This is a genomic window from Quadrisphaera sp. DVD1, assembly GCF_058932755.1.
Genome location: NZ_JBZYWI010000100.1, coordinates 1 through 11437, shown reverse-complemented (window position 1 = coordinate 11437; position 11437 = coordinate 1). Strand labels below are relative to the sequence as shown.

13 protein-coding genes are annotated in these 11437 nt (G+C 76.2%); 4 read left to right on the top strand and 9 right to left on the bottom strand.

Features of this window, described 5'->3' with window-relative positions; genetic code table 11:
- Positions 1-26 precede the first annotated feature (26 nt).
- Entirely contained in the window at positions 27-692 is a 666-nt protein-coding gene (gene nth, locus AC5FZL_RS11750) for an endonuclease III (protein ID WP_493618819.1), read from the bottom strand.
- A 77-nt stretch (positions 693-769) separates the two neighbouring features.
- Here nth and AC5FZL_RS11745 point away from each other — a divergent pair, with 77 nt between their 5' ends.
- Positions 770-1030 carry a hypothetical protein gene (locus AC5FZL_RS11745; protein ID WP_493618817.1) on the top strand — a complete coding sequence of 87 codons (261 nt, stop codon included), beginning with the start codon at positions 770-772 and terminating at the stop codon, positions 1028-1030.
- A gap of 4 nt (positions 1031-1034) precedes the next feature.
- Here AC5FZL_RS11745 and AC5FZL_RS11740 read toward each other — a convergent pair whose 3' ends face one another.
- The 7 genes from AC5FZL_RS11740 to sp36 form a co-directional block, all read right to left on the bottom strand.
- Positions 1035-1730 (bottom strand): Crp/Fnr family transcriptional regulator, encoded by a 696-nt coding sequence (locus AC5FZL_RS11740; protein ID WP_493618815.1) that lies wholly within the window; start codon positions 1728-1730, stop codon positions 1035-1037.
- Between the two features lie 79 nt (positions 1731-1809).
- Positions 1810-4107 carry a heavy metal translocating P-type ATPase gene (locus AC5FZL_RS11735; protein WP_493618813.1) on the bottom strand — a complete coding sequence of 766 codons (2298 nt, stop codon included), beginning with the start codon at positions 4105-4107 and terminating at the stop codon, positions 1810-1812.
- Between the two features lie 36 nt (positions 4108-4143).
- The gene (locus AC5FZL_RS11730) at positions 4144-4482 is read right to left on the bottom strand and encodes a heavy-metal-associated domain-containing protein (RefSeq protein ID WP_493618812.1); all 339 of its coding nucleotides are present in this window, start codon (positions 4480-4482) and stop codon (positions 4144-4146) included.
- Positions 4483-4522: 40 nt separating this feature from the next.
- Positions 4523-4816, bottom strand: a complete 294-nt coding sequence (locus tag AC5FZL_RS11725) for a metal-sensitive transcriptional regulator (protein WP_493618810.1) — start codon at positions 4814-4816, stop codon at positions 4523-4525.
- 109 nt (positions 4817-4925) lie between these two features.
- On the bottom strand, positions 4926-5624 hold the full coding sequence (locus AC5FZL_RS11720) for an MBL fold metallo-hydrolase (protein WP_493618808.1): 699 nt from the start codon (positions 5622-5624) through the stop codon (positions 4926-4928).
- 71 nt (positions 5625-5695) lie between these two features.
- The gene (locus AC5FZL_RS11715) at positions 5696-6166 is read right to left on the bottom strand and encodes a RidA family protein (protein ID WP_493618806.1); all 471 of its coding nucleotides are present in this window, start codon (positions 6164-6166) and stop codon (positions 5696-5698) included.
- Positions 6167-6170: 4 nt separating this feature from the next.
- Complete coding sequence (gene sp36 / locus AC5FZL_RS11710; RefSeq protein ID WP_493618805.1) at positions 6171-6326, bottom strand: Sp36 family protein; 156 nt, start codon at positions 6324-6326, stop codon at positions 6171-6173.
- 84 nt (positions 6327-6410) lie between these two features.
- Between sp36 and AC5FZL_RS11705 the strand changes: the two genes are divergently transcribed.
- Positions 6411-7352 carry an ArsA-related P-loop ATPase gene (locus AC5FZL_RS11705; protein ID WP_493618803.1) on the top strand — a complete coding sequence of 314 codons (942 nt, stop codon included), beginning with the start codon at positions 6411-6413 and terminating at the stop codon, positions 7350-7352.
- Positions 7349-8566 carry an ArsA family ATPase gene (locus AC5FZL_RS11700; protein WP_493618801.1) on the top strand — a complete coding sequence of 406 codons (1218 nt, stop codon included), beginning with the start codon at positions 7349-7351 and terminating at the stop codon, positions 8564-8566. The genes AC5FZL_RS11705 and AC5FZL_RS11700 overlap by 4 nt, the downstream gene beginning before the upstream one ends.
- Before the next feature lie 8 nt (positions 8567-8574).
- Here AC5FZL_RS11700 and AC5FZL_RS11695 read toward each other — a convergent pair whose 3' ends face one another.
- The gene (locus AC5FZL_RS11695) at positions 8575-8895 is read right to left on the bottom strand and encodes a WhiB family transcriptional regulator (protein WP_493618800.1); all 321 of its coding nucleotides are present in this window, start codon (positions 8893-8895) and stop codon (positions 8575-8577) included.
- 244 nt (positions 8896-9139) lie between these two features.
- Here AC5FZL_RS11695 and AC5FZL_RS11690 point away from each other — a divergent pair.
- Positions 9140-11437, top strand: a 2298-nt coding sequence (locus AC5FZL_RS11690) for a transglycosylase domain-containing protein (protein WP_493618798.1), incomplete at its 3' end; no start/stop codon positions are given.

The following is an 11437-nucleotide window of genomic DNA, read 5'->3' as shown; positions in this document are numbered from 1 at the left end:
GGCCAGCGGCTCCGTCGTCGCCGCGCTCACTCCAGGCCCGCCTCGTGGACGTCCTTGACCAGCGCCCGCGCGCGGTCGGGGTCGGTCTCGCCAACGCCGTAGCTCGGGCAGTCGCCCGCCACGGGGCACGCGCCGCAGGCCGGGCGGCGCGCGTGGCAGGTCCGCCGGCCATGGAAGATCATCCGGTGCGACAGGGGCGTCCAGTCCCGCGGCGGGAACAGCGCCGCCAGGTCGGTCTCGACCTGCACCGGGTCGGTGCTCTCGGTCCACCCGAAGCGGCGGGAGAGCCGGCCCACGTGCGTGTCCACGGTGATCCCGGGCAGCCCGAACGCGTCGCCGCGCACGACGTTGGCGGTCTTGCGCCCGACCCCAGGCAGGGTGACGAGGTCCTCCAGGCGCCGGGGCACCTGCCCGCCGAAGTCGCTGACCAGCCGGGCCGCCAGCGCCTGCACCGACGCGGCCTTGGCCCGGAAGAAGCCGGTCGGGCGGATGACCTCCTCGAGGTCGGCGCGGTCGGCGGCGGCCAGGGCGACCGGGTCGGGGTAGCGGGCGAACAGCGCCGGGGTGACGGAGTTGACCCGGACGTCGGTCGTCTGGGCCGACAGGACGGTCGCGACGAGCAGCTCGAACGGGCTGCTGTGCTCCAGCTCGCAGCGGGCGGTGGGGTAGCGGACGGCCAGCGCCCGGTGCATCCGGCGAGCCCGGCGGGTGCGTCCGAGCGGGGTCTCAGCCCCCTGCCGCACCGCCGTCACGGGCCCAGCCTACGGGCGTGCACCGGGCGGGCGAGGGGGCGGCGCACCGGCTCAAGGTCCCGGCCGCGGACGCCGAACCCGTGCTCGTGACCGATCTCGCGAGCCCCGCCTCCACCGACCTGCTCGACCTGTCGCTGGAGCGGCTGCGGGCGCGGCGCGCCGCGCTGGTCGACCAGGCCTCCCGGGCCGCGCGGTGGCGTCGCCTCGCGCAGGCCCGGCTGGTCCTCGACGTGGACGCCGCGGTGCCGGAGGAGGCGAGCGGGCCCACCGCCCGGTGAGGGGTCAGTGGGCGCGCCGGCGCAGCCGGTCGACGTCCACCAGCACCACCGAGCGGGCCTCCAGGCGCAGCCAGCCCCGGGCCCCGAAGTCCGCGAGCGCCTTGTTCACCGTCTCCCGCGAGGCGCCGACGAGCTGGGCGAGCTCCTCCTGGGTGAGGTCGTGCTGCACCCGCAGGCCGTCCTCGGCGGGGCGGCCGAAGCGCTGGGCCAGCTCCAGCAGGGTGCCCGCGACGCGGCCGGGCACGTCGGTGAAGACCATGTCGGCGAGCACCTCGTTCGTGCGCCGCAGCCGCTGGGCGAGGGCGCGCAGCAGGTGCTGGGCCACCTGGGGCCGCCCGGACATCCAGGCGAACAGGCAGTCGTAGTTCACCGCCGCCAGGCGCGTGGGCGAGACCGCGACCGCGGCGGAGGTGCGCGGGCCCGGGTCGAACCAGGACAGCTCGCCGAACATCTCCCCCGGCCCGAGCACCGCGAGCAGGTTCTCCCGCCCGTCCTTGGCGGTGCGCCGCAGCTTGATCTTGCCGGCGTCGATGACGAAGAGCCGGTCGGGCTGGTCCCCCTCGGCGAAGAGCACCTCGCCGCGCTTGAGGCTCACCTCGGTGACCATCGCCATCAGGGCGGCGGCGTCCTCGTCGTCCAGCCCCGCGAACAGCGGGGCGCGCCGCACCACGCGCTCGTCCACGGGGGCAGTCTGCACCATGATCGCGTTCTCGACCTCGCGGCGATCCTCCGCCCCCGCCCTCACCGGGCCCCTCGCGGGCGCTCGACCGGCCGGCGGCTCAGCGCCGGGCCGCGGCCGGGGCGAACCTGCGCAGGCGCAGGCTGTTGGTGACCACGAACACCGACGACAGCGCCATGGCCGCGCCCGCGACCACCGGGTTCAGCAGGCCCGCCGCAGCGAGCGGCAGGGCGGCGACGTTGTAGGCGAAGGCCCAGAACAGGTTGCCCTTGATGATCACCAGGGTGCGCCGCGCGAGGGCGATGGCGTCGGCCGCGGCGCGCAGGTCGCCACGGACGAGGGTGAGGTCGGAGGCGGCGATGGCGACGTCGGAGCCGGTGCCCATGGCCAGGCCGAGGTCGGCCTGGGCCAGGGCGGCGGCGTCGTTGACGCCGTCACCGGCCACGGCCACCACGCGGCCCTGGCCCTGCAGCTCCCGCACCACCGCGGCCTTGCCGGCGGGGAGGACCTCGGCGGTCACGTCGGCCGCGTCGATGCCGACCTGCGCGGCGACGTGGGCGGCGGCGCGGGCGTTGTCGCCGGTGAGCAGCACCGGGCGCAGCCCGAGGCGGCGGAGCTGGGCGATCGCCTCGGCGCTGGTGTCCTTGACGGTGTCGGCCACGACGACGACCCCGCGCACCTGGCCGTCCCAGCCGACCCAGACGGGGCTGTGCCCGCGGCCCTCGGCGGCCTCCGCCGCGGCGACCAGGTCGGCCGGCGCGTGCTGGGCCCACTCGTCGGCGAGCCAGGTGCGGCGTCCGACGACGACGGCGCGTCCCTCGACGACGCCGGAGACGCCTCGGCCCTCGGCGCTGGCGAAGGCCTCCACCGGCGGCAGCGCTCCGGCCGCGTCCCGAGCGGCGGTGGCGACCGCGCGCGCGATGGGGTGCTCGGAGGCGTCCTCGAGGGCCCCGGCCAGGCGCAGGAGCTCGTCGCGCTCGGTGCCGTCGGCGGGGACGACGTCGACCAGGCCCATCCGCCCGGTGGTCACCGTGCCGGTCTTGTCGAGCACGATGGTGTCCACCGCCCGGGTGGACTCGAGCACCTCCGGGCCCCGGATGAGGATGCCCAGCTGGGCGCCGCGGCCGGTGCCGACCATGAGGGCGGTCGGCGTGGCCAGGCCGAGGGCGCACGGGCAGGCGATGATCAGGACGGCGACCGCCGCGGTGAAGGCGGCCTCGGCGCCGGCACCGCGCAGGAGCCAGAACGCCAGCGTGGCCAGCGCCAGGACGATGACGACGGGCACGAAGACCGCGGAGACGCGGTCCGCCAGGCGCTGGACGGCGGCCTTGCCGTTCTGCGCGTCCTCGACGAGGCGCGCGATCCGGGCGAGCTGGGTGTCGCCCCCGACGCGGGTGGCGCGCACCACCAGCCGCCCACCGGCGTTGGCGGTGGCCCCGGCCACGGTGGCGCCGGGGCCGACCTCGACCGGCACGGACTCACCCGTCAGCATCGAGGCGTCCACGGCGCTGGTGCCGGTGACCACGACCCCGTCGGTGGCGATCCGCTCCCCCGGTCGCACGACGAACTCGTCGCCGACGGCGAGCTGGTCGAGCGGGACGCGGGTCTCGACGCCGCCGCGCAGGACGGCGACGTCCTTGGCGCCCATCTCGGCCAGGGCGCGCAGCGCCTCCCCCGAGCGGCGCTTGGCGCGGGCCTCGGCGTAGCGCCCGGCGAGGAGGAAGACCGTGACCGCTGCAGCGACCTCGAGGTAGATCTCGGCGGTGCCGTGCCCGCGCGACGCGGTGAGGGAGAACGGCATCGTCATCCCCGGCTCGCCCGCCCCGCCCAGGAACAGCGCGTAGAGCGACCAGAGGAACGCCGCGCCGACGCCGAGGCTGACGAGGGTGTCCATGGTGGCGGCGCCGTGGCGCAGGTTCGTCCACGCCGCGCGGTGGAACGGCCACGCGCCCCAGGTCGCGACGGGGGCCGCCAGGGCGAGGCTGAGCCACTGCCAGGAGGTGAACTGCCAGGCGGGAACCATCGCCAGGACCAGCACGGGCGCGGTGAGCGCGGCGCTGATCGCCAGCCGCTGGCGCAGCGGAGCGCTCCCGTCGGCCTCCGCCCCGTCCGCCACCTCGGAGGACCGGGGCCGCTCCGGCTCGATGACCGAGGCGGTGTACCCGGTGGCCTCCACGGTGGCGACGAGGTCCTCGACCGCCACGTCCCCGGCCACGGTGACCTGGGCCCGCTCGGTGGCGAAGTTCACCGTGGCGCTCACGCCGTCCAGGCGGTTGAGCTTCTTCTCCACCCGCGCCTGGCACGACGCGCACGTCATCCCCCCGATGGCCAGGTCGACCACGCGAGCCGGACCAGGGGCGGGACCGGCGGGCGGGCTCGTCGCGGACGACGTGGACACGGGGACCTCCTCAGGGCTGCGGCAGGTGGGACGAGGTCAGGACTGCACGAGGCGGTAGCCGGCCTCGTCGATCGCCGCGGCGACCGCGTCGGTGCCCAGCGGCGCGGCGGAGGTGACCGTCACGGTCGACGTGCCGCCGGCCACGAGGTCGACCTCGACACCGCTGACGCCGTCGAGGGCGGACAGCTCGGACGTCACGGCGCTCACGCAGTGCCCGCAGGTCATGCCCTCCACCAGGTAGCGGGCGCTGGCCCGGGCCTCGGTGGTGGCCTCGGTGGTCGCCTCGGTGCCGGCGGCGGGGCCGCAGCAGCTGCAGCCGCCGGAGGCCGCCGGAGCGGTGCCGCGGGGGGTGATCTCGACGTCCTGGCTGGTCACGGTCGGTTCCTCGCTCATCAGTGGTGGTGGTCGGTGGGGGTCAGGAGCGCACGAGGCGGGCGATGGCGGCCGAGGCCTCCTTGACCTTGGCGTCGGCGACCTCACCGCCCTGCCGGGCGGCGTCGGCCACGCAGTGCGCCAGGTGGTCCTCCAGCAGGGACAGCGCGACGGCCTCGAGGGCCTTCGTCGCCGCCGAGACCTGCGTCAGCACGTCGATGCAGTACGCGTCGGTCTCGACCATCCGCTGCAGGCCCCGCACCTGGCCCTCGATGCGGCGCAGCCGCTTGAGGTGGGCGTCCTTGGTGGCGCTGTAGCCGGGTGCCGCGGTGTCCATCGATCCCTCTCTTCGTACCCGTGGGGGGTATTCGACGTCGAGGATACGGGTGGGGGGTACCCGGTGCAAGGGTGGGGGTGGCGACCGCAGCTCACGGGTTGCGGCCGGGTCAGCCCCGCTCCTCCGCGAGCAGGGCGAGGGACGCCGCGGCGGTGCGCTCGGCGGCGGGGGCCAGGTCCGGCGCGAGTCCGGGGTAGACCGCCGCCACCACCTCCGCGGCGGTGCGGGCGCCCGCCGCGACCGCCGCGCGGACCTGCGCCAGCCGCTCGAGCCGGTGGCGGAGCAGCTCGCCCGCGGCCTCGCCCGCGTCGGGGCGCACCGGGCCGTGACCGGGCAGGAGGACGAGGACGCCGCGGCGCTCCTCCTCCGCGGCCAGCGCCACGAGCGCGCGGAGGGAGGCCAGGTGGGCGGCCAGGCCGCCGGGCTCGACGGCGGTGCTGCCGCGGCCGAGCACGGTGTCGCCGGTCAGCAGCGCCGCGGGCTCGCCGCCCGCGGCGGGCAGGAGGAAGCAGACGGAGTCGGCGCTGTGGCCCGGCGTGGCCACGGCGCGCAGACCCAGGGCGCCGGGGTCGTCGCCGCCCAGCGTCGACCCGGCGGGCAGCAGGGGCGCCCCGACCTCCGCCGCGAGCGCCGCCGCGCCGGCGGCGTGGTCGTCGTGGCCGTGGGTGAGCAGGACGTGCGTGACCGTCGCCCCGGCGACGGCGTCCAGCACCGCCGCGCGGTGGCCGGCGTGGTCCGGTCCCGGGTCGACGACCACCGCGCCGCGCGGCCCGCGCAGGACCCAGGTGTTCGTGCCCTCGAGCGTCATCGGCCCGGGGTTCGGCGCCCGGACCAGGCGCACCCGGCCGGCCAGCGCCTCCAGCTCGGGCGCGGGGACGCTCAGGAGACCTCGACGACCAGCTCGACCTCGACCGGCGAGCCCATCGGCAGCTGCGCCACCCCGACGGCGCTGCGGGCGTGCTTGCCGGCGTCGCCGAGCACGGAGACGAGCAGCTCGCTGGCGCCGTCGATGACGGCGGGCTGGCCCACGAAGCCGGGGGCGCTGGCGACGTAGCCGACGAGCTTGACCACGCGCACGACGTTCTCCAGGCCGCCGACCTCGGCGGCGACGACGGCCAGGGCGTTGAGCGCGGCGGTGGCGGCGAGCTCGCGGGCGCGCTCGGGCGGCACCTGGTCCGAACCCTCGGCGACCAGGCCGGTGGCCGCCAGCTCGCCGTCGACCATCGGCAGCTGGCCGGAGGTGAACAGCAGCGACCCGGTGCGCACGGCGCGCACGTAGGCGGCGACCGGCTCGGGCGGGGCGGGCAGCTCCAGGCCGAGCTCGGACAGGCGCTCGGCGGGCGTGCTCACCGGCTCAGGCCTTCGGGCGCTTGAGGTAGGCGACCAGGCCCTGGCCGTTCGGGCCCGGCACGACCTGCACGAGCTCCCAGCCCTCGGACCCGAAGTTGTCGAGGATCGCCTTCGTGCTGTGCACGATGAGCGGCGCCGTCAGGTACTCCCACTGGACCATGGCGGCGAGCCTAGTGGCCGCGCTGTGACCAGCGCCTCCGCGCGCCGCCGGGCAGCGGGGCCCGGGCCTCCGTAGGGTCGGGCGGTGGCCGGTCCCAGCGCTGTGCGGCTGCACGTGGTCACCGGCAAGGGCGGCACGGGGAAGACGACGGTGGCCACGGCGCTCGCCCTCGCGCTGGCCGGCCCGGGCCGGCGCGTGCTGCTCTGCGAGGTGGAGGGCCGCCAGGGGGTGGCTCGCCTCCTCGGCACCGAGGAGCTGCCCTACGCCGAGGTCGAGGTCGCCGAGGGCGCCGGCGGCGGCGAGGTGCGCGCCCTGGCGGTGGAGCCGCGCGCGGCGCTGCTGGAGTACCTCGACGTCTTCTACCGCCTCGGCCGCGCCGGGCGGGCGCTCGACCGGGTGGGGGCGGTGGACTTCATCGCGGGGATCGCGCCGGGCCTGCGCGACGTGCTGCTGGTGGGGAAGGTCTACGAGGCGGTGCGCCGCACGGAGGCCGACGGCACGCCCACCTTCGACGCCGTCGTGCTCGACGCCCCGCCCACCGGGCGGATCACCCGCTTCCTCGGCATCGGCGAGGAGCTCGCCGGGCTGGCGGGCGGCGGACCGATCGCCGGCCAGGCGGCGTCGGTGGCGGCGCTCCTGCGCTCCCCCGCCACGGCCGTGCACGTGGTGGCCCTGCTGGAGGAGCTGCCCGTGACCGAGACCGCCGAGGCGGTCGCCGAGCTGGCGGCCGCGGGGCTGCCGGTCGGCGCCGTCGTGGCCGACCGGGTGCTGGCGCCGCTGCCCGCGGCCGACGAGGACGCCGTCGCCGCCCTGGCCGCCGCGGGCTGCTCCCCGCCCCTGGTCGCCGGTCTGCTGGCGCAGGCCGGCGAGCACGCGGCCCGGGTCGCGGCGCAGCGCGAGCAGCTCGCGGTGCTCACCGCGCTCGGGCACCCGGTGCGGGAGCTGCCGGCCCTGCCTGGTGCCGTCGGCGTCGACCTCGCCGGCCTCTACGCGCTGGCCGACCTGCTCGAGGAGGGCCTGCCGTGAGCGCCGGGCGGGGTCGGTGGGACCTCGACGCGCTGCTGGACGACCGGGGCACCGAGATCGTCGTGTGCTGCGGGTCGGGCGGGGTGGGCAAGACCACGACCGCCGCCGCGCTGGCGCTGCGCGCGGCCGAGCGCGGCCGGCGGGTCGCCGTCCTCACCGTCGACCCCGCGCGCCGGCTCGCCCAGGCCCTCGGCGTCCCGGCCGGCGGGGTGGACGGGGACGGGGTGGACGGGGACGGGGTGGACGGGGACGGCTCGGGACCGGAGGTCGGCGCGCCGCGCGCGGTGCCCGGCGTCGACACCGCTGCGGGCGGCTCGCTCGACGCGCTCGTGCTCGACGTGCGCCGCACCCTGGACCAGCTCGTCGACGCCGCCGTGAGCCCGGAGCGGGCGGCGGCCATCCGGGCCAACCCGGTCTACGAGTCGCTCGCCTCGTCCTTCTCCGGAACGCAGGAGTACATGGCGATGGAGCGGCTGGGCCAGCTGCGCGCCGCCGCCCGCGCGGGCCAGCAGCCGTGGGACCTGCTCGTCGTCGACACCCCGCCGAGCCGGTCGGCGCTGGACTTCCTCGACGCCCCGCAGCGGCTGTCGGCGTTCCTCGACGGCCGGTTCGTGCGGCTGCTGTCGGCGCCGGCGCGGCGGGGCGGGCGCGCCTCCGCGCTGGTCGGCGCGGTGGCCGGGGGGCTCGCGGCAGCCATGGACCGGATCCTCGGAGCGCGGCTGCTGCGCGACGTCGAGGCGCTCGTGACCTCGCTGGACGCCGTCTTCGGCGGCTTCCGGACCCGCGCCGAGGCCACCTACGCGGCCCTGGCGGACGAGCGGACGGCGTTCGTCGTCGTCGCCGCTCCCGAGCCGGACCCGCTGGCCGAGGCCTCGTTCTTCGTGGCGCGCCTGCGGGCGGAGGGCCTGCGCCTGGCCGCCCTCGTGGTCAACCGGGCCTCGGTCCCCGTGGCGGGGATGGGCCCCGACGACGCTCGCGCGGCCGCGGCGCGCCTGCCGGCCGGGCCCGGTGCGCCCGGGGCGGCCGCCGTCCTGGCCCTGCAGGCCGAGGTCGCCGATCGCGCCGCCCGTGAGCAGGAGCTGGTGGAGCAGGTGCTGGCCGACGGCGGGACCGGCCTCGCCGTGGCCGTGGTGCCCGCCCGGGCCGGTGACGTCACCGACCTGGCGGCCCTGCGGGGGGTCGGCGCCGACCTGGCCGGCGCTCCTCCCCGCTGAGGGGCGGATCAGGCGGAGCGGACCTCGGCGGCCTCGGCGGTGGCCACGGCGCGCTCGTGCTCGGCGCGGGCGGTCTCGAGCAGGCGGCTCCAGGACTGCACGTTCGGGCGGCGCTTGAGCACCGCGCGGCGCTCGCGCTCGGTCATGCCGCCCCAGACGCCGAACTCGATCCTGTTGTCGAGGGCGTCAGCGAGGCACTCGGTGCGCACGGGGCACGCCTGGCAGACGACCTTCGCGCGGTTCTGCTCCGCGCCCTGGACGAACAGCGCGTCCGGGTCGCTGCGGCGGCAGGAGGCCTGGGCGGTCCACTGGGGGGGCTCGAGCAGCATGGTTGGTGCCTTCCGGTCGGTGGTGCGGCGGGGAAGCGCCGACCCGGGGATCCGGTGCCTGGATCGGTCTGGAAGCGACCGACCCGGGCGAACCGGACCAAGTGACACGGATGAAGTTACGCGGGCTCCGCAGGAGTTCCCACGGCTCGTCCGGGCCATTCCGTGACCATCTTGTGACTAGTCACTCGTAGTCCTCGGCCCGTCACGGGCGGGGATCCGGGGTCGCGCCCCGTACCCTGGTGCTATGGCGCAGCACCCCCCCACGACCGCCCCCACGAGCGCCAGCAGGGTGGTCAAGCTCGTCGCGGGCCTGGCCGCTGCGAGCGTGGGAGCCGGAGTGCTCGCCGCCGGGCTGCTCGTGCCGGCGGTCGCGGCCGCCGGCTCCGTGGCCACGAGCACGGTCGACCTCTTCGACAGCCTCCCGGCCGACCTCGAGGAGCAGCCGCTCTCGCAGCAGTCGCGGATCCTCTACGCCGACGGGTCGCTGATGGCGACGTTCTACTACGAGAACCGCACCGTGGTGCCGCTGGACGCCGTCTCCCCGGTGATGCAGCAGGCGGTCATCGCGATCGAGGACTCGCGCTTCTACGAGCACGGCGGCGTGGACCCGCGCGGCATGGGCCGCGCCTTCGTCCAGAACATGCAGGAGGACGACGTCCAGGGCGCCTCCACGCTCACCCAGCAGTGGATCAAGAACGTCCAGGTCGAGGAGGCGCTGGCGGCCCTGCCGGCGAACGCCACCGAGGAGGAGCGCGCCGCGGCCTTCGCCTCCACCACGCAGCGCAGCGGCCTGGAGGGCTACACCCGCAAGCTGCGCGAGGTGAAGCTGGCGATCGCGGCCGAGAAGCAGCTCTCCAAGGACGAGATCCTCGAGCGGTACCTCAACATCGCGAACTTCGCCGGCGGCCAGTACGGCGTCGAGGCGGCCAGCAAGCACTGGTTCAACAAGTCCGCCCGCGACCTCTCCCTGGCCGACGCCGCCCTGCTGGCCGGGATCGTGCAGAACCCCACCGGCTACGACCCGGTGAACAACCCCGAGAACGCCCTCGCCCGCCGCAACACCGTGCTGGCGCGGATGCTCGAGCTCGGGGTGGTCGACCAGGCCCAGCACGACGAGGCCGCGGCCCTGCCGCTGGAGGCCCAGCTCGACGTCCAGCAGACGCCCAACGGGTGCGTGCAGGCCGGCGCGTCGGGGTTCTTCTGCGACTACGTCGTGGAGACGCTGCTCAACGACCCCACGTTCGGCGACGACCGCAGCGCTCGCAGCCGCCTGCTCTACCGCGGCGGCCTGACGGTGACCACGACCCTCGACCCGGCCAAGCAGCAGGCCGCGATCGAGGAGGTCAACAGCTACGTCCCGGACGACGGCTCGGGGATCGGCGCCTCGGTCGTCTCGGTGGAGCCCGGCACCGGCAAGATCCTCGCGATGGCCCAGAACCGCACCTTCGACCCCCGGTCGGAGAGCACGAGCGGCGGCACGTCGATCAACTACAACGCCGACCGGGCGATGGGCGGGTCCGCCGGCTTCCAGCCCGGGTCGAACTTCAAGCCCCTGGTGCTGGCCACCTGGCTCGCCAACGGGCACACGCTCAACGAGACGGTCGACGCGCGCAAGAAGACCTTCCCCAACAGCAGCTGGAAGTACGGCAGCTGCGTGGGCCCGAACGTGAAGTACACGAGCGACCCCTACAGCCCGAGCAACTCCGGGGACGGCCAGGGCAACTCGGAGATGTCCGTCCTGGAGGGCACCTACAACTCCGTCAACACCGCCTACGCGCAGATGCTCAACGAGCTGCAGATGTGCGACGTCCGGGCGATGGCGACCAACCTCGGCGTGGTCAAGGCGCAGGACGGCTCCGAGGTCACCGCCCAGCCGTCGATGACCCTCGGGGTGGACACCGTGGCCCCGCTGGCCATGGCCAACGCCTTCGCCACGTTCGCGGCGCAGGGCACCTACTGCGAGCCGACGGCCATCAGCGCCGTCACCGACGCCGACGGCGGCGCGCTGGCGGTCCCGTCCAGCTCCTGCCGCCAGGCCATCTCGCCCGAGGTCGCGAACGGCGTGACCTACGCCCTGCGCAACACGATCACGCGCGGCACGGCGCGGGGCAACGCGCTGGCCGACGGGCGGGTCGCGGCGGGCAAGACCGGCACGACGAACAACGCCGTGGCCACGTGGTTCACCGGGTACACCCCGCAGATGGCCACCTCGGTCTGGATCGGCTACCCCAAGGGCAGCATCAGCATGGACCGCAAGACCATCGGCGGGGTGTACCGGCGCAACATGTACGGCGCGACCATCTCCGCCCCGCTGTGGAAGTCCTACACGGACCGCGCGCTGGCCGGCGCGCCGGTGCAGGGCTTCACCGACCCGCCGCAGAACATCATCGGCGCGGTGAGGGCGGCCCCGAAGCCCACGTCGAAGCCGTCGCGGTCCTCCAGCCCCTCGAGCCCGCGGTCCGAGCCGTCCACGCCCTCGGCTCCGGAGGCGCCCACCCAGGAGGCGCCCGCGCCCGAGGCGCCCGCCCCGGAGACCCCGGCC

Coding starts and splice junctions, on each gene's coding strand:
- nth (WP_493618819.1), bottom strand. CDS start 692: ATGCACCGGGCGCTGGCCGTCCGCTACCCCACCGCCCGCTGCGAGCTG.
- AC5FZL_RS11740 (WP_493618815.1), bottom strand. CDS start 1,730: ATGGTGCAGACTGCCCCCGTGGACGAGCGCGTGGTGCGGCGCGCCCCG.
- AC5FZL_RS11725 (WP_493618810.1), bottom strand. CDS start 4,816: ATGGACACCGCGGCACCCGGCTACAGCGCCACCAAGGACGCCCACCTC.
- AC5FZL_RS11720 (WP_493618808.1), bottom strand. CDS start 5,624: ATGACGCTCGAGGGCACGAACACCTGGGTCCTGCGCGGGCCGCGCGGC.
- sp36 (WP_493618805.1), bottom strand. CDS start 6,326: ATGGTCCAGTGGGAGTACCTGACGGCGCCGCTCATCGTGCACAGCACG.
- AC5FZL_RS11695 (WP_493618800.1), bottom strand. CDS start 8,895: ATGCTGCTCGAGCCCCCCCAGTGGACCGCCCAGGCCTCCTGCCGCCGC.